The organism is Neisseria sp. P0001.S005, from assembly GCF_051963715.1.
In genome coordinates this window covers 1-17,373 of sequence record NZ_JBQCTZ010000066.1, presented here as the reverse complement: position 1 = coordinate 17,373, position 17,373 = coordinate 1, and the positions used below count along the sequence as shown (strand labels likewise).

14 protein-coding genes and 1 tRNA gene are annotated in these 17,373 nt (G+C 49.1%); 4 read left to right on the top strand and 11 right to left on the bottom strand.

Going from position 1 to position 17,373, the window contains the following annotated elements; all coding sequences use genetic code 11:
* Window positions 1-3,501: bifunctional proline dehydrogenase/L-glutamate gamma-semialdehyde dehydrogenase PutA (gene putA / locus ACTHSP_RS09950; protein WP_440346036.1), on the top strand; the 3,501-nt coding region annotated here is incomplete at its 5' end.
* Between the two features lie 55 nt (window positions 3,502-3,556).
* Here putA and nth read toward each other — a convergent pair.
* From nth to ACTHSP_RS09930, 4 genes are all read right to left on the bottom strand, one after another.
* Window positions 3,557-4,186: an endonuclease III gene (gene nth / locus ACTHSP_RS09945; protein ID WP_440346035.1), complete on the bottom strand. Its 630-nt coding sequence runs from the start codon at window positions 4,184-4,186 to the stop codon at window positions 3,557-3,559.
* 141 nt (window positions 4,187-4,327) lie between these two features.
* Complete coding sequence (nhaC, locus tag ACTHSP_RS09940) at window positions 4,328-5,707, bottom strand: Na+/H+ antiporter NhaC (RefSeq protein WP_070607613.1); 1,380 nt, start codon at window positions 5,705-5,707, stop codon at window positions 4,328-4,330.
* 180 nt (window positions 5,708-5,887) lie between these two features.
* A complete protein-coding gene (locus ACTHSP_RS09935) occupies window positions 5,888-6,511 on the bottom strand; it encodes an alpha/beta fold hydrolase (RefSeq protein WP_128581324.1) in 624 nt (207 codons plus the stop codon).
* 92 nt (window positions 6,512-6,603) lie between these two features.
* On the bottom strand, window positions 6,604-7,827 hold the full coding sequence (locus ACTHSP_RS09930) for a sugar MFS transporter (protein WP_440346034.1): 1,224 nt from the start codon (window positions 7,825-7,827) through the stop codon (window positions 6,604-6,606).
* Between the two features lie 274 nt (window positions 7,828-8,101).
* On the opposite strand from ACTHSP_RS09930, the gene ACTHSP_RS09925 reads away from it, so the two are divergent.
* The gene (locus ACTHSP_RS09925; protein WP_440346033.1) at window positions 8,102-8,515 is read left to right on the top strand and encodes a YqaA family protein; all 414 of its coding nucleotides are present in this window, start codon (window positions 8,102-8,104) and stop codon (window positions 8,513-8,515) included.
* Window positions 8,516-8,581: 66 nt separating this feature from the next.
* Here ACTHSP_RS09925 and ACTHSP_RS09920 read toward each other — a convergent pair whose 3' ends face one another.
* The 4 genes from ACTHSP_RS09920 to ACTHSP_RS09905 form a co-directional block, all read right to left on the bottom strand.
* Window positions 8,582-9,775, bottom strand: a complete 1,194-nt coding sequence (locus tag ACTHSP_RS09920) for an amino acid aminotransferase (RefSeq protein ID WP_004520646.1) — start codon at window positions 9,773-9,775, stop codon at window positions 8,582-8,584.
* Window positions 9,776-9,874: 99 nt separating this feature from the next.
* Entirely contained in the window at window positions 9,875-10,525 is a 651-nt protein-coding gene (locus ACTHSP_RS09915; protein ID WP_314511719.1) for an HAD family hydrolase, read from the bottom strand.
* A 69-nt stretch (window positions 10,526-10,594) separates the two neighbouring features.
* Window positions 10,595-11,539: a cation diffusion facilitator family transporter gene (locus ACTHSP_RS09910; RefSeq protein WP_107867443.1), complete on the bottom strand. Its 945-nt coding sequence runs from the start codon at window positions 11,537-11,539 to the stop codon at window positions 10,595-10,597.
* A 15-nt stretch (window positions 11,540-11,554) separates the two neighbouring features.
* Window positions 11,555-12,385 carry a ferritin-like domain-containing protein gene (locus tag ACTHSP_RS09905; protein ID WP_107867442.1) on the bottom strand — a complete coding sequence of 277 codons (831 nt, stop codon included), beginning with the start codon at window positions 12,383-12,385 and terminating at the stop codon, window positions 11,555-11,557.
* Window positions 12,386-12,674: 289 nt separating this feature from the next.
* Here ACTHSP_RS09905 and lolA point away from each other — a divergent pair, with 289 nt between their 5' ends.
* Window positions 12,675-13,295: an outer membrane lipoprotein chaperone LolA gene (gene lolA / locus ACTHSP_RS09900; protein ID WP_003682545.1), complete on the top strand. Its 621-nt coding sequence runs from the start codon at window positions 12,675-12,677 to the stop codon at window positions 13,293-13,295.
* Between the two features lie 77 nt (window positions 13,296-13,372).
* Here lolA and glmM read toward each other — a convergent pair whose 3' ends face one another.
* Both glmM and ACTHSP_RS09890 read right to left on the bottom strand, forming a co-directional pair.
* Window positions 13,373-14,710 (bottom strand): phosphoglucosamine mutase, encoded by a 1,338-nt coding sequence (gene glmM / locus ACTHSP_RS09895; protein WP_107867441.1) that lies wholly within the window; start codon window positions 14,708-14,710, stop codon window positions 13,373-13,375.
* 198 nt (window positions 14,711-14,908) lie between these two features.
* A complete protein-coding gene (locus ACTHSP_RS09890) occupies window positions 14,909-15,766 on the bottom strand; it encodes a c-type cytochrome (RefSeq protein WP_107867440.1) in 858 nt (285 codons plus the stop codon).
* Between the two features lie 285 nt (window positions 15,767-16,051).
* On the opposite strand from ACTHSP_RS09890, the gene ACTHSP_RS09885 reads away from it, so the two are divergent.
* Window positions 16,052-16,127 (top strand) — tRNA-Arg (locus ACTHSP_RS09885).
* A gap of 91 nt (window positions 16,128-16,218) precedes the next feature.
* On the opposite strand, the gene ACTHSP_RS09880 is transcribed toward ACTHSP_RS09885, so the two are convergent.
* Window positions 16,219-17,373, bottom strand: a 1,155-nt coding sequence (locus tag ACTHSP_RS09880) for an amino acid aminotransferase (protein WP_440346032.1), incomplete at its 5' end; no start/stop codon positions are given.

Below are 17,373 nucleotides of genomic sequence, written 5' to 3'. Positions count from 1 at the left end.
CAGATGACCGACGAAGAACGCAATGCCGCCTCCGAGCTTGCCCGTCGTTTGGTTACTCAAGTCCGCTCCAGCCGCACCAAAGCAAGCGGCGTAGATGCCTTGATGCACGAGTTCTCTCTCTCCAGTGAAGAAGGTGTTGCACTGATGTGTCTGGCCGAAGCCCTGCTGCGTATTCCGGATAATGCAACCCGTGACCGCCTGATTGCCGACAAAATCTCTGAAGGCAACTGGAAAAGCCACTTGAACAATAGCCCTTCCCTCTTCGTTAACGCGGCTGCATGGGGTCTGCTGATTACCGGCAAACTGACCGCGACAAACGACAAACAGATGAGTTCCGCATTAAGCCGTCTGATCAGCAAAGGTGGCGCACCTCTGATCCGTCAAGGTGTGAACTACGCCATGCGCCTGTTGGGCAAACAGTTCGTAACCGGCCAAACCATTGAAGAAGCGCTGCAAAACGGTAAAGAGCGCGAGAAAATGGGTTACCGCTTCTCTTTTGATATGTTGGGTGAAGCCGCATACACCGAAGAAGATGCCAACCGCTACTACAACGACTACGTTCAAGCCATTCACGCCATCGGTAAAGATGCCGCAGGCCAAGGCGTTTACGAAGGCAACGGTATCTCCGTTAAACTTTCCGCCATCCACCCACGCTATTCACGCGCCCAACACGAACGCGTTATGAGCGAATTGTTGCCACGCCTGAAAGAATTGTTCCTTTTGGGTAAAAAATACGATATCGGTATCAACATCGATGCCGAAGAAGCCAACCGTCTCGAATTGTCTTTGGACTTGATGGAAGCTTTGGTTTCCGATCCTGACTTGGCCGGCTACAAAGGTATCGGTTTCGTTGTTCAAGCCTACCAAAAACGTTGCCCGTTCGTTATCGACTATCTGATCGACTTGGCACGCCGCAACAACCAAAAACTGATGATCCGTTTGGTTAAAGGTGCATACTGGGACAGCGAAGTGAAATGGGCTCAAGTAGACGGCATGGAAGGCTATCCGACTTACACCCGTAAAGTCCATACCGACATCTCCTATCTCGCCTGCGCACGCAAACTCTTGGATGCGCAAGATGCCGTGTTCCCACAATTTGCCACCCACAACGCCTACACTTTGGGCGCAATCTACCAAATGGGTAAAGGCAAAGACTTTGAACACCAATGTCTGCACGGCATGGGCGAAACCCTGTACGACCAAGTGGTCGGCCCGCAAAACTTAGGCCGTCGCGTACGCGTGTATGCCCCGGTCGGCACACACGAAACCCTGCTTGCCTACTTGGTACGCCGTCTGTTGGAAAACGGGGCGAACTCTTCTTTCGTGAACCAAATCGTTGACGAAAACATCAGCATCGACCGCCTGATTAAGAGCCCGTTCGACACCATCGCCGAACAAGGCATCCACCTGCATCCGGCATTGCCTCTGCCGCGCGATTTGTATGGCAAAGGCCGTCTGAACTCCCAAGGCGTCGATTTCAGCAACGAAAACGTATTGCAAAACCTGCAAGAAAAACTCAACCAAGCTTCTTCCGAAGACTTCCACGCCGCGTCTATCGTTAATGGCGAAGCGCGTAACGTGGGCGAAGCGCAACCCGTCCGTAACCCTGCAGACCACAACGATGTTGTCGGCACTGTCAGCTTTGCCGATGCGGCATTGGCTCAAGAAGCTATTGGTGCAGCCGTTGCCGCCTTGCCGGAGTGGAGCGCCAAACCTGCTTCAGAACGCGCCGACTGCCTGCGCCGTTTTGCCGACCTCTTGGAACAACACACGCCTGCATTGATGATGCTGGCCGTCCGCGAAGCCGGTAAAACCTTAAACAACGCCGTTGCCGAAGTACGAGAAGCCGTTGACTTCTGTCGCTACTATGCCAACGAAGCTGAAAACACCTTGCCTAAAGATGCCAAAGCTGTCGGCGCAATCGTTGCCATCAGCCCATGGAACTTCCCATTGGCCATCTTTACCGGCGAAGTGGTTTCTGCATTGGCAGCCGGTAACACCGTTATCGCCAAACCTGCCGAACAAACCAGCCTGATTGCTACTTACGCAGTTTCCCTGATGCATCAAGCCGGTATTCCGACTTCTGCGCTGCAACTCGTACTCGGCGCAGGCGATGTCGGCTCTGCCCTGACCGGCGATGCCCGCATCGGCGGTGTGATCTTCACCGGTTCTACCGAAGTAGCGCGCCTGATCAACAAAGCCCTGTCCAAACGCGACGACAGCCCTGTCCTGATTGCCGAGACCGGTGGTCAAAACGCGATGATTGTGGACTCTACCGCCCTGCCGGAACAAGTCTGCCTCGACGTATTGAACTCTGCCTTCGACAGCGCAGGCCAACGTTGTTCCGCTCTGCGTATCTTGTGCGTTCAAGAAGATGTTGCCGATAAAATGGTCAACATCATCAAAGGCGCAATGGACGAATTGGTTGTCGGCAAACCGACCCAACTGACCACAGATATTGGCCCTGTCATCGATGCTGAAGCCCAACAAAACCTGTTGGCCCACATCAACCGAATGAAAGGCGTAGCGAAGGCTTACCACGAAATCAAAACTGCCGCCGACGTTGATGACAACAACTCTACTTTCGTTCGTCCAATCCTGTTTGAATTGAACAACCTGAACGAGTTGCAACGCGAAGTGTTCGGTCCTGTATTGCACGTTGTCCGCTACCGCGCCAGCGAATTGGATCAACTCATCGACCAAATCAACGCCAAAGGCTATGCTCTGACCAGCGGTGTACACAGCCGTATCGAAGGTACTGTCGACCATATCCGCGACCGCATCGAAGCCGGTAACATCTACGTTAACCGCAACATCGTTGGTGCTGTTGTCGGCGTACAACCTTTCGGCGGTCACGGCTTGTCCGGTACCGGTCCAAAAGCAGGCGGTTCATTCTATCTGCAACGCCTGGTTCGTACTCCTGAATGGGTTGCCCCAACCCTCAGCCGAATCGGCCAAGCAGACGAAGACGCACTCAAACGTTTGGAAACCCTGGTTCACAAACTGCCGTTTAACTCAGAAGAGAAAAAAGCTGCAGCCGCAGCTTTGGGTCACGCACGCGTCCGTACCCTGCGCAAAGCCGAAACCGTATTGGTCGGCCCGACCGGCGAACGCAACTCATTGAGCTGGCGCTCTCCAAAACGTATTTGGGTACATGGCGGCAATCTGCTGCAAGCCTTCTCTGCCCTGACCGAGCTGGCAGCCGCAGGCATCCAAACCGTTGTTGAGCCTAACAGCCCATTGGCTTCCTACTCAGCCGATTTGGACGGTTTGTTACAAGTCAACAGCAAACCTGAAAACACAGGCATCAGCCATGTTGCCGCTATCGAGCCTTTGAGCAGCGAGCGCAAACAAGAGTTGGCCGGCCGCGACGGTGCGCTCATCCGCATTCTGCCTTCCGAACAAGGTCTGGATATCCTGCAAGTATTTGAAGAAATCTCTTGCAGTATCAATACTACCGCTGCCGGTGGTAATGCCAGCCTGATGGCAGTTGCCGACTAATCGTAGCCAAATCAAAGGCCGTCTGAAATTCAGACGGCCTTTTTTATGTTTTTATTTACATTTTTGCCGGATATTCGCACAAATCGTTAATCAGGCATTTGCTACATTGAGGTTTCAAAGCCTTGCACGTATAGCGGCCGTGCAAAATCAACCAATGATGAGCATCCATCAAAAATTCTTTGGGAATAAAGCGCATCAGCTTGTCTTCAACTTCACGCACATCCTTGCCCGGCGCGATTTTGGTGCGGTTGGCCACACGGAAAATATGGGTATCGACCGCCATAACAGGTTGCCCGAATGCAGTATTCAACACCACATTGGCTGTTTTACGGCCAACACCAGGCAAAGATTCCAAAGCCTCTCGCTCGGCAGGTACTTTGCCGTTGTATTTCTCCAGCAAAATACGGCAAGTCTGCATGATGTGTTTGGATTTGGTTTTGTAGAGGCCTATGGTTTTGGTGTATTCCATCACGCCGTCCAGCCCCAAATCCAACATGGCTTGCGGCGTATTGGCAACGGGAAAGAGCTTGGCAGTCGCTTTGTTCACGCCGACATCAGTTGCTTGTGCAGACAATAAAACGGCGATAAGCAGCTCAAACGGCGAGCTGAAATTCAACTCGGTAGTCGGATGAGGATTGGCAGCGCGGAAACGCTCGAAAATTTCTTGGCGGATTTGTTTATTCATTGTTTTTGGATTATTTTTTATTGGCACAGCAATTATAGTGAAATCATGTTGATACGGCTACTTCAAGTAAAATCAGGCCGTCTGAAAGTCTTTCTTTCAGACGGCCTTGTTTGATAAAAGCATTGCTATTTTAAATGCTGTTTACTTCTTACTCAAAGTCAGCCCTGTCCAGCCAAACACCAGCGTCAGAGCCAAACTCAAGTAGCAGAAGAAAGCATAAGGCAGGTATTCCCAAACAGGCACACCCAAGGCATGGCTGATGAATACGCCGCAGACGCTCCAAGGCACCAACGGGTTGATGACCGTACCCGCATCTTCCAGCGTACGGGCAAGGTTGCGCGAATGCAGGCCGAGTTTGTCATATACCGGCTTAAAGGTTTCGCCGGAAAGCAGGATACTTAAATATTGTTCGCCAATCAGGAAGTTGACGCCGACCGATGTCATGGCCACGCTGAAAGTAGCACGTCCGGCATTGGTCAGGAACGCACGAATGGCTTCCAACAAAGACGGAATCACACCGATGCTGAACAACAGGCCGCCCAAGCTCATGCCGAGTATCACAATGGTTTGCGTGAAGAACATGCTTTCCAAACCGCCGCGTGAAATCAAACGGGCAATGTCTTTAAATGCTTCGCCTTCGAGTTTGTATCCGCCGTAAAACCACGCGCCCAGCTGTTTCAAATCAGGCGTACTATGGAAGTAAGTGACAATCAGCGCCACCACAACGGTAAACAACATGGCCACAATGGCATTGACACGCATCAGGGCGAGGACAACCAATAAAGCAAACGGAATCAGCGAGTAGGCATGCACCAAACCGGTTGCTTCCAATTGCGCGCGGAAAGCCTCGACGCTGTTCATATCATGCGCGGCAACATTGGGCAAGAGCCACAACATCAAGGCCGCACTGATCAACCACGCAGGCACAGTGGTGTACATCATGTTTTTGATGTGCTCGAACAAATCAATGCCGACAATCGAAGCGGAAATACCGGTCGTATCGGAAAGCGGCGACATTTTATCGCCGAAAAACGCACCCGACACAATCGCACCTGCCGTCATCGCCATATCGGCATGAAACGCAGCCGCCATCCCCATAAATGCCACGCCAACAGTTGCACAAGTCGTCAAACTACTGCCGATGGAAATACCGATGATCGAGCAAAGCGCAAACGCCGAAAAATAAAAATAAGTCGGCGAAATCAATCCGAAACCGTAATACATCAGCGTCGGAATCGCACCACTCATCATCAGCGCGCTGACCATCAGGCCGATAAAGAAAAACAGATAAATCGCGCCCATGCCCTGCCCGACCGCGCCTATCATACCGTTTTGCATATCTTGATATTTCAAGCCACGCATCAAACCGTACAAAAGCAAGACCACGATCGCCGTCACAATCGACATATGCGGCAGCCATTCAAGCGAAATAATCGTATAACCCATTGCAGCCACCAAAGCTAAGGCCACAGCGATGGCCTCAAAGCGCGGCATATTAAGTAAGGATTTGAAAGCAAACATTGTTCTTTGCCTTTTTAATAAGTATTTAACAGATTTTAGCATAACAGGCCGTCTGAAAAACCGGTTTCAGACGGCCTGTTGATTATTTTACGAAAGCAACGCTCACAAATCCTTGCCATTTTCTTTAAAATAAACGAATTATTTAGAATAAAATATTTTTTAATTAAAATAAATAGTATTTTATTGCTTTTTAAAATATCCATCATGCAAAAATGCCACCACTTGCTCGACCGTTTTACGGTTAAACAGCATACCGCTATGGCTGACAGGTAAAACAATATGATCGCGCATATTCGGACAATGCGTTTCGCTGACCAAAACCGTACCATCATGTTCGCCATGCAAACCTAAAACACGGCCCAGACCATACGGTTTGTTACCGGCGATACTGCCCAGCTCAACACCCTCTGGCAATTCAGGCATACCGCCGTCCAATGCGCCTTTATACGAGCCGCCCAATACCGGCTTTTGCAAACCCATATTGAACACACGTTGCGCGGCACGGCTGCCTTGGTGCGGCGTACCCATGGTAACGATACGGCCGCTGACTTTATCCGGATATGCTGCTGCAAAATTGCGTAAGACCAAGCCGCCCAAACTGTGGCCGACAAAGTGCAGCGTTTCATCAGCATGGTTCTCATCAATCCATCGCGCCAAGTCCTCAACATGCCGATTCATCGAGTGCAACACACTGCAATAATCGAACAGAGCAACTTCAAAACCTTCTTGTTCCAGCAAATACGCCAGCGGTTTCATTACCCATGAATGCATGTGCAAGCCATGCAGCAAAATGATTTTGGCCATTTTTTCCTCCTGTCATTTAAATCATTATGCCACAAAGTAAAAAGGCCGTCTGAAATCCCATAGGGTTTCAGACGGCCTTTTATCATGATGAGTTATTCGTCAGCTTTGTAGCCTTTAATTGCAAAGAAGACGATGTATACATAACAAATCGCTGATACAACGAAAGAAATCATCAAGCCGTAAGTATCCGCAGCCCAACCTTGTACCACAGGCACAACCGCACCTCCAACAATCGCAGTACACAATACGCCAGAAGCGCTGCTGGTGAATCGGCCCAAGCCTTTGGTTGCCAAAGAGAAAATGGTCGGGAACATGATGGAGTTGAAGAAGCCGATGGCCAACAATGCCCACATCGCAATATCCGCACTGGCTTTACCTACCAACATAGCAACGCCCAACAAGGCAACAGCAGCAGTAGCGTTAAATGCCAAATAGCGGTTAGGCGCAATTTTCGCCATGATGGCAGAGCCTAAGAAACGGCCGACCATTGCACCGCCCCAGTAGAACGACAGATATTTTGCGGCAGATGCGTGGTCCAAACCTTTCAGGTAACCCAACACGCTGACCAACAAAGAACCGATAGATACTTCGGCACCGACATAACAGAAAATACCGGCCGCACCAAAAACCAAATGACGGTATTGCCAAACACTGTGTTTGCCATCATGGTTATGTTCGCTCTCTTCTTCAGCAATTTTACGCGCATCAGGCAAACGAATCATTTTGACACACACAGCCAAAATAATAAGTAAACCGGCCAACCCTAAATACGGAATTTGAACGGAAGAAATTTGCTCGGCTTTGCTGACAGTTTGTGTTGCATCAGCCAAAATCAGGAATGCGCCGATTTGCGGAGCAATGGTCGTACCCAAAGAGTTAAATGCCTGAACCAAAGTCAGTGTTGCAGATTCTTTACCCGGTTTGGACAGCAAAGTCACATAAGGGTTACCCGCTACTTGCAGCAGTGTTACACCTGAAGCCAAAATAAACAGCGCACCCAAAAAAGTTGCATAAGAATGACTGCCGGCAGCAGGATAGAAGAGTAGACAGCCGATGGCCGTCAATACGAAGCCGCTAATCACGCCGTTTTTATAGCCGATTTTGCCGACCAAATAGCCCATCGGGATCGACATAATCGCATAAGCGGTAAAGAAACAGAATTGAATCAGCATCGCCTGAACATAAGTTAGGTCGAAAATATCTTTCAAATGCGGAATCAAAATATCGTTCATGCAGGTAATGAAACCCATCATGAAAAAGAGTGTGGTTAGGACAACCAGCGCAGGAGTATGATTTTGTTGTGAATGCGCAGACATGATTTGCCTTTCGTTTTGTTAAAATTTGCTGGAAAAATGAGCTTAAATCAGTTCATTAAACTTAACACCCATTAACAGCCGCCCGTATCATACTGATAATCCGTCACTTTGAAAACTATTTTCTAACAGCCGACTACATTATCCTTCAGTCGTTTAATTTTAAAAATTTCAATAATATTGGATTTATCTTTTATTAGATTAAAAAATAAAGGCATAATCCTCTTATTAAGCCTATTATTTCTTTTTTACAATATCACTTGATGTAACTCAAAACATGCCCCCTCTTTACGCTTACCTTGCCCTGATTGCTTCTGCCTTCACTTCAGCCACACTACTTCCGGGTACATCCGAGGCGGCATACGCCGCATTTGTGTACCAATATCCGCAACATGCCCTCGGCGCATGTTTGTGTGCCGGTTTGGCGAATGGCTTGGGCAGTATGGTTTCGTATTACATGGGCAGAATGTTTCCGTCCAAGAAAAGGCCGTCTGAAAAAGTATTGGCGCGTATACAAAGATGGGGAATTTGGCCGCTATTATTTGCATGGTTGCCGATTATCGGCGATGCCCTTCCCCTTGCCGCAGGCTGGCTCAGGCTCAATGCTTTGCATTGCGCCATCATTCTGATTACAGGCAAACTGCTGCGCTATACCATGATTTATTGGGGGATGAACGCAGTTGCCGGATAAGTTTCGACAGTCAAAAATAAAGGCCGTCTGAACAATTCAGACGGCCTTTTGCCTTTAATTCGACAGTTACAAGACTTTCACAATGCTTTCGCACAGGTAGTCGATGTTATCATCGGTAATACCTGCGACATTAATGCGGCCGGAGCGGACGGCATAAATGGCAAACTCGTTTTTCAAACGGTCGACTTGTTCGGGAGTCAGACCGCTAAAGGAGAACATACCGTTTTGTTCGATAATGAAATCAAAGTCTTGGGTTGCACCTTTGGCTTTGAGCAACTCGACAAATTTTTGGCGCATAGCTTTGATGCGACCGCGCATTTCATCGAGTTCGGCAATCCATTGTGCTTTCAAATCATCATTTTTCAACACCAGTGCAATGGTGTTCGCGCCGTGTGAAGCTGGGTTGGAATACAAGGTACGGATGATGGTTTTGACTTGGCTGTGGGCGCGGGCTGCTGTTTCTTCATCTTCGGCCACCAAAGTGAACGCGCCGACGCGCTCGTTGTACATACCGAAGTTTTTAGAATAAGAACTGGCAATCAGCAATTCCGTATTGTGTTTCAAGAACACGCGCAAGCCGTAGGCGTCTTCTTCCAAACCATTGCCAAAGCCTTGGTAGGCAAAGTCAAACAGTGGCAACCAGCCTTTTTCAGCAGAAAGTTTTGCCAGAGTTTCCCATTGTTCGGGCGTAGGGTCGATGCCGGTAGGGTTGTGGCAACAGCCGTGCAGCAGGACGATGTCGCCTTTTTGCGCTTGGCTCAAGTCTTCAATCATGCCGTCCCAATCCAAACCGTGTTTGGCGGCATCATAGTAGCGATAAGGTTTGTCTTGGATACCGACCGCTTTGGCGATGGCGTTGTGGTTTGGCCAAGTCGGATTGGAAATCCAAATGGTTTGCGCGTTCAACTGACGTTTGACAAATTCGGCCGCAATGCGCAATGCACCTGTACCGCCAAGGCTTTGCGCTGTTTTGGCGCGACGGCTGGCGATGATTTCGTGGTCTTTACCAAACAACAGGATTTGGGTTTGCTCGTTGTAATCGGCAACGCCGTCGATGGTCAGGTAATTTTTAGTTGTCTCGCTTTCCAGCAGGCGTTTTTCAGCCTCTTTGACGGCTTTGACAATAGGCGTCGCACCGGATGCGTCTTTGTACACGCCGATACCGAGATTGACTTTCTCCGGACGGGTTTCGGCTTTAAACGCCTCGCCCAAACCTAAAATCGGATCAGCAGGAGCTGCTTCGATATGCTTGAAGAACATGATTTTTCTCTTTACAAGTAGTAAAACGGTTGAAAAAATACAAACTTAGTGCGATTTTACGCCGTTTCAGGCCGTCTGAAAACGGATTATTACAGGGTTTTAACGCAAGATTGCCAACAAATCCAAAGGCGTGGCAATACGGAAATCGGCAAGCCAGTTTTCGGTTTGGTCTTCAGCAGAAATATAGCCCCAATCGGCAAGCACGGTCGTCATGCCTGCATTTTTGCCTGCCTGCATATCGCGCTCAGCATCGCCGACATAAAAGCATCGCTGCGCCTCAACACCAATCTGTTCGCACGCGTAAAACATAGGCTTCACGCTGGGCTTGGGTTCATCGCAAGTATCGCCGCTGACAATCACGACAGGAGGCACGGTAAACCCGAGCTTAGGCACGAGGACATCAGTAAAACGCATAGGCTTGTTGGTAATAATGCCCCATTGGATACCGCGTTGAACTAAGGCTTCCAGCATTTCGTTTACGCCGTCGAACAAGATGGTTTGGTCGGCATAGCAGCGGCTGTATTCATCCAAAAACTCTTTACGCCATTGCATATAGTCCGGATGGTCGGGCGTAATACCTGTACCAAGCTTGAGCAAACCGCTCGCACCGTGGCTGGCCTGCGGACGGATTTCATCCATGCTTTTTTCAGGCAAACCGTGTCGGCGCAATACCGTGTTGAGCGCGCCACCCAAATCAAGTGCGGTATCGGCAAGCGTGCCGTCAAGGTCGAATAATACAGCTTGGGTCATAAGTGTTCCTTTGATGATTTTAGAAGGCCGTCTGAACAATCCAACAAGTTTCAGACGGCCTGAATATGATTAATGGTGATGGTGTTCGTGCATTTCCTGCGAACACAAAACTTCATCTTTATGCGGATGCTGTTCGCTTTCAATCTGAATCGTACAATGCCCGATGTTGTGATGCGCCAATTCATGTTCGATGCGGTAGGCGATTTGCTCGGACTCTGCAACCGTCATGTTGCCATCTACAACAATATGACAGGATAAAACGTGGATATTGCTGGTAATCGTCCAAACATGCAAGTCGTGAACGGATTTTACGCCTTCCGTATTGCGGATAACGCTGAGCAACTCATCGGTATGGATGTTTTCCGGCGCGCCTTCCATCAAAATGTGCAAAGTCTGTTTAAACAGCTTCCAGCCGCTGCGCCCTACCAAAGCCGCCACCAATACGCTGGCAACCGTATCCGCCCATTGCCAGCCATACGCCATCATCAGTACCGCTGCGACAATCGCCCCTATCGAACCGAACAAATCGCTGATTACATGCAGATACGCGCCGCGCATATTGACGTTTTCTTCGGTATCGCTATTCTTCAACATATAAACGGCGACACCGATGTTGACCAGCAAACCGATGATACTGACCACCAACATGCCGCCCGTCAAAATTTCCGGCGGATAAAACAATCGTTTGACTGCTTCATAAAAAATCATCGCCGCAATCAACACCAGCGACAATCCGTTAAACATCGCCGTCAAAATTTCAAAACGCTTGTAACCGAATGTCTTTTGCAGCGTGGTCTGTTTCTCGCCAAGTTTGAATGCCCACAATGCTACGCCCAGCGAAAACGCATCGCTGAACATATGCCCCGCATCGGAAAGAAGGGCCAAAGAGTTGGTCAGCCAGCCGCCAACCGCCTCAACCAGCATAAATCCGGCAATGACGAAAAATGAAATACGCAATACCTGCTTATTGGCGGTATGCGTGTGCGCGTGCGAATGATCGTGATGATGTGCCATGATGATTTTACCGTTTCAGACGGCCTTTTTACCCTGTTTCAAACTTTTCTCAAAATCTTCCAACATATCCAGCTCGAAACGGCTGAATCCTGCGCGTTCTCGCGCTTCGATATTGACGTAGCCGCGGAAGATAAACATATCGTAACGCGCAATCAGGCTGCGGAACAGGCCAACCGGTTCCAAACCGCGCTCACAGCAAAGATGTTGATACCAATGATTGCCGATGGCGACATGCCCCACTTCATCGCGATAAATAATATCCAACACATCGCAGGTTTCCACATCGCCACGCTGCGCCACTTTTGCACGAATACCCGGCGTGACATCCAAACCGCGCGCTTCCAATACCCGCGGCACCAAAGCCATGCGCAACAAGGGATCGTAAGCGGTTTTATACGCCATATCCCACAAATGCCCGTGCGCTTCAAAATCGCCGTAATCGTAGCCCAAGCTGTTCAGACGGCCACGCATCAAGCCGAAGTGAAACACTTCTTCTTTCGCCACCCTTACCCAATCGCGTACAAACTGAAACGGCATATTGCGAAAACGATATGCCGCATCCAAGGCCAGATTAATCGCATTAAATTCAATGTGTGCAATCGCATGCAACATGGCCGCATAGCCTTCGACCGTATTCATCTTGCGCGGTGTAACCTCCGAAGGGGCAACCAAACGCGGACGGAGCGGATGTCCGGCAAAACGGCAATCCACAGGTTTCGACTCCTCAACCGTCAAATCTTCTGCCTCGCCCAACTGCGCAAACAAGGCCTGCGTCAACCTTCCCTTTTCATCCGGATTGTCCGACAGCAAAGCCTGTTCCAATAAAGGATAAGGATTTAGATACATACAAAACCATTGTTTTAAAAAGATAAATATTATAACCGTTTTAAAAAGCAAACAGAAAGACTATAATTTCACGCTTTCCGTAAAATGACATTAAATACCACACCAAGCCCTTATGCGTTTCATTAAAAAAACGTCAAAACCAAATGCAGGCCGTCTGAAGAAATGAAATTATTTCAGTCACTTGATTGGATTTTTCATATTTACACAAATTAAACCCTCCATTCAGCCCCTTGCCTGTTACACCATAACGTCTATACTGAACCCATCTCTCCGAACAAGGAACCAAAACATGAAAACTACCCGACTGTTCACCCTGACCGCTGCCGCGCTGCTTTCTTCAGCCATCGGCTTTGCACAAGCCGGCGCAGTGGACGCCCTGAAAAAATTCAATAATGATGCCGACGGTATCAGCGGCAACTTCAGCCAAACCGTTCACAGCAAAAAGAAAACCCAAACCACACACGGTACATTCAAAATCCTGCGCCCTGGCTTGTTCAAATGGGAATACACTAAACCCTACAAACAAACCATCGTTGGCGACGGCAAAACCATTTGGCTCTATGACGTAGATTTGGCGCAAGTAACCAAATCCTCACAAGATCAAACCATCGGCGACAGCCCTGCCGCCATCCTCTCCAACAAAACGGCATTGGACAGCAGCTACACGCTGAAAGAAGACGGTTCTGCCAACGGTATCGACTACGTTTTGGCTACGCCTAAGAAAAACAACGCCGGCTACCAATACATCCGCATCGGCTTCAAAGGTGACAACCTCGCCGCCATGCAGCTGAAAGACAGCTTCGGCAACCAAACCAGCATCAGCTTCAGCGGCTTGAACACCAAGCCTAACCTTTCCAGCGGTATGTTCAAATTCACTCCTCCTAAAGGCGTTGATGTCTTGAGCAATTAAGCTTTCAACTGAAACACAAAGGCCGTCTGAACAACAGACGGCCTTTTATTTAGGTCAAGTCAAAATCAAACACACTGTTACTTTTGACCTTGAATGGCGGCGGCAATTTTTTCTGCGCCTTTTTTCGCCCAGTCTGCCTGCTTGGCTTCCACCATCACACGCACGACAGGCTCAGTACCGGATGCACGCAAGACCACACGGCCTTTGCCTTCGAGTTCTTTTTCCACTTCAGCCAAAGCCTCTTTGGAAGCGTCCTGCCAGTTTTGGCCTTTTTTGATGCGGACGTTAATCATGGTTTGCGGATACGGCTGCCAATCGGCGCAAACGGTGGCAAGGTCTTGATTCAAGGTTTGCAGTGCGGCCAAAACTTGCAGTGCAGAAATGATGCCGTCACCGGTATTGTGTTTGTCCATGCACAAAATATGGCCGCTGGCTTCGCCGCCAATCGACCAACCGCGTTGGTGGAGCTGTTCCAACACATAGCGGTCGCCCACTTTGGCGCGGCAGAAATCAACGCCCTGCTCTTTCAAAGCAACTTCCATCGCCATATTGGTCATCACTGTACCCACCACGCCGCCGATTTCCACACCTTCGTGCGCGCGTGCTTTGGCAATCACATAAATCAGGCTGTCGCCGTCATACACTTTGCCATTGCGGTCAACCATCATCAAACGGTCGCCATCGCCATCCAAGGCAATACCGTAATCGGCTTCATTTTGCAATACAGCCGCTTGCAAAGCTTTCGGATGGGTCGCACCACATTTCTCATTGATGTTGTAGCCGTTTGGCTCATCACCGATACTAACCATTTGCGCACCCAACTCGTGGAATACTTTAGGTGCAACTGCATAGCCTGCACCATTAGCAGTATCGACCACCAATTTCAGACCGCGCAAATCCAAATGACTTGGGAAAGTGGATTTACAAAACTCGATATAGCGGTCATCCGCACCATTAATTCGGCGCGCGCGGCCCAAACGGCTGGACGGCTGGGTTTTCATTTCCTCATCAATTTTGGCTTCGATTTCCAACTCGATTTCATCGCTCAGCTTCACACCGCCTTCAGCAAAGAATTTAATGCCGTTATCGGAATAAACATTGTGGGAAGCAGAAATCATCACACCGGCAGACAAACGCAAAGCACGGGTCAGATACGCTACGCCCGGGGTTGGCAGAGGGCCGGTTTGAATAACATTGACACCGGCGGCGGTAAAACCGGCAATCAGCGCAGCTTCCAGCATATAGCCTGAAATACGCGTGTCTTTACCGATCAAGACGGTTGGTTTAATTTCGCCTTCGTGCTGCACCAAAACCTGACCTGCCGCATAACCCAACTTCAAGACAAAATCAGGATTGATAGGGAATTGACCGACTTCGCCGCGCACACCGTCAGTACCGAAATATTTTTTTGCCATGAGATAACTCCGTGATTGTTTTGTCGTATGTGAATATAGTTAAACTTCTTTAAAAGAATATTGTGTTTGAAGGCCGTCTGAATCTTTCAGACAAACTACAATCTACTACTCTCGTATTATAGCAAGATCAGACCTTCCTGCACGAAAAAGCGCATCCTATGCAGAATGCGCTTTCTATTCGAGAGTCAAAGTCAAATCTTAGAATTTAGCACCAGATTGATTAGCCATGTAATCAACTGCAGCTTTCACTTCATCGTCGCTCAGGCTGCCGTTACCGCCTTTGGCAGGCATTGCGTTAAAGCCTTCGATTGCATGTTTGTGCAGGGTGTCTTTACCTTGTTTGATACGAGGAGCCCAGTCTTCTTTTTTACCTACATGAGGAACACCGGGAACCGCACCGCCGTGACATGCTTGGCAGCTGGCTTCGTAAACTTTTTTACCGTCTGCACCACCGGCAGCTGCGCCTTTGTCTTCAGCTTTGGCAGCGTCTGCTTTAGGAGCATCTGCAGGAGCCGCACCCTCAACTGCTGGAGCTGAATCAGCTTCGCCGGAAGCAGCGGCATCGGCAGGAGCCGCAGCATCAGGATCGGGGAAAGTACCGCCGGCTTTGTTAGCCATATAAGTAATCACGCGTTTCAATTCTTGGTCGGTCAAATCAGCCGCACCGCCTTTGGCAGGCATTGCGTTGAAACCGTTCAAAGCGTGTTGGAACAAGGTATCAAAGCCTTGGGCGATACGAGGAGCCCAATCGCCTTTATTTTCAAATTTAGGCGCGTTAGGAACAATACTGTCTGCCGCGTGACATTGAATACAGATTTTGTTGAAAATCTGATCGCCTTGACGTTCGCCGACAGGAATACCGTCGCCCATTTTGAGTTGGCCGACTGGCTGGATACGGGTTTGAGTCGCAGCTTCGGTTGTTTCGTCAACATCGCCGAATGAACCGCTTCCCGCCAATTTGATCAGGAAGAAAATCACTGCAATAACAATAACGATACCGCTCACAAGGGTGAACAATGCAGAGCCTTGGGCTTTGTGGTCGCGGAGTTGTTTCATTTGGTAGGCCTCGCCGTTAGGTTAGGTTGTGCTGTAAGTTATAGTTTATGTGTTAAACGCAATTAACAATATTTTGCTGGATTATACTGAATTCGCAAAGGCTTTCCAATCCATCTTGAGAAAAAGATACGCAAAAATCCTCAAAAGGCCATCTAAATTCTGCTAAGCCTTTGTAGTTAATTGATTATTCCAGCTATGCAAAAAAGTGACCGCCAATGCCACTTTCAGACACTTTCAAGATAAACTTTGCCAATAAAGCCAATATGCGTTAACCTTACGGCTTTCGCACCCATAGCTCAGTTGGAAGAGTGTCAGTTTCCGAAGCTGGAGGTCACAGGTTCGATCCCTGTTGGGTGCGCCAATTATAAAGAGGCCGTCTGAAAGATGAAAATTTTTCAGACGGCCTTTTGATTTACTTCAAATAAAACTACATTCAATTTCAGATTAAACGGCTATTGCAACACTTTGGCAAATGCCTCGGCCACATAATCGATATTCGATGCATTCAAACCGGCCACACACATCCTGCCTGAATCCAGCAGGTAAACGGCAAATTCGTCGCGCAGACGATGTATCTGCTCTACGGTCAGGCCTGTATAGCTGAACATGCCGCGCTGTTTGATGAAATAGCTGAAATCGCGATTGGGGATTTTGGCCGTCAAAACATCATAAAGTTTCTGACGCATGGCACGGATGCGGTCGCGCATGGCGTAAACCTCGTTTTCCCACAAAGCGCGTAACTCATCGCTGTTCATCACATCAGAAGCGATGTATGCGCCATGCGCGGCAGGGCTGGAATAAATGCGGCGGACGGTAAATTTCAACTGTCCGAACACCAGCTCTGCTTCTTCCTTATTGGGACACACTACGCTCAAACCACCGACGCGCTCGCCGTACAGCGACAGGTTTTTCGAGAAAGAGTTGCTGACAAACAAAGGCAGGCCCATTTCGACGGCTTTACGAATCGCATAGGCATCGCTGTCCAAATCCTCGCCGAAACCTTGATAGGCAATATCCATAAACGGAATCAGCTTGTGCATTTTGATGATGTCCAACACCTCATCCCATTGCGCTTGCGACATATCTACGCCGGTCGGGTTTTGACAGCATGGGTGCAAAATCAAGACGCTGTTTTCCGGCAATGTTTTGAAAAACGCAGTCATTTCTTCAAATTTCACGCCGACGGTTTCAGGGTTGTAATAAGGATACGTCCCCACTTTAAAACCTGCACCTTCAAAAATACCTTTATGGTTGTCCCACGTCGGATCGCTGACATAGGCTTTCGCTTCAGGGAACCAACGGTGCAAAAAGTCGGCACCGACTTTCAACGCCCCTGAGCCGCCTAAAGTCTGTATGGTTGCAACGCGCCCTTCTGCCAGCGCCTGATTATCCTGCCCAAACAGCAAACGCTGAACCGCGCTTCGGTAAGTATCCAAACCTTCCATCGGCAGATAAGGAGAGGGGCGCGGTACGGCCGCACGCCCTGCTTCTGCCAGGCGGACAGATTCCAAAACCGGCATTTTGCCTTCATCATCAAAATAAATGCCTATGCTCAAATTGACTTTTTCAGGACGCTCGTCGCGTTTGAAGGTTTCAACCAAACTCAA

What these genes read in the sequence shown, in the direction of transcription:
- nth (WP_440346035.1), bottom strand. Translation starts at nt 4,186, where the DNA reads ATGAATAAACAAATCCGCCAAGAAATTTTCGAGCGTTTCCGCGCTGCC.
- nhaC (WP_070607613.1), bottom strand. Translation starts at nt 5,707, where the DNA reads ATGTTTGCTTTCAAATCCTTACTTAATATGCCGCGCTTTGAGGCCATC.
- ACTHSP_RS09935 (WP_128581324.1), bottom strand. Translation starts at nt 6,511, where the DNA reads ATGGCCAAAATCATTTTGCTGCATGGCTTGCACATGCATTCATGGGTA.
- ACTHSP_RS09930 (WP_440346034.1), bottom strand. Translation starts at nt 7,827, where the DNA reads ATGTCTGCGCATTCACAACAAAATCATACTCCTGCGCTGGTTGTCCTA.
- ACTHSP_RS09925 (WP_440346033.1), top strand. Translation starts at nt 8,102, where the DNA reads ATGCCCCCTCTTTACGCTTACCTTGCCCTGATTGCTTCTGCCTTCACT.
- ACTHSP_RS09920 (WP_004520646.1), bottom strand. Translation starts at nt 9,775, where the DNA reads ATGTTCTTCAAGCATATCGAAGCAGCTCCTGCTGATCCGATTTTAGGT.
- ACTHSP_RS09915 (WP_314511719.1), bottom strand. Translation starts at nt 10,525, where the DNA reads ATGACCCAAGCTGTATTATTCGACCTTGACGGCACGCTTGCCGATACC.
- ACTHSP_RS09910 (WP_107867443.1), bottom strand. Translation starts at nt 11,539, where the DNA reads ATGGCACATCATCACGATCATTCGCACGCGCACACGCATACCGCCAAT.
- ACTHSP_RS09905 (WP_107867442.1), bottom strand. Translation starts at nt 12,385, where the DNA reads ATGTATCTAAATCCTTATCCTTTATTGGAACAGGCTTTGCTGTCGGAC.
- lolA (WP_003682545.1), top strand. Translation starts at nt 12,675, where the DNA reads ATGAAAACTACCCGACTGTTCACCCTGACCGCTGCCGCGCTGCTTTCT.
- glmM (WP_107867441.1), bottom strand. Translation starts at nt 14,710, where the DNA reads ATGGCAAAAAAATATTTCGGTACTGACGGTGTGCGCGGCGAAGTCGGT.
- ACTHSP_RS09890 (WP_107867440.1), bottom strand. Translation starts at nt 15,766, where the DNA reads ATGAAACAACTCCGCGACCACAAAGCCCAAGGCTCTGCATTGTTCACC.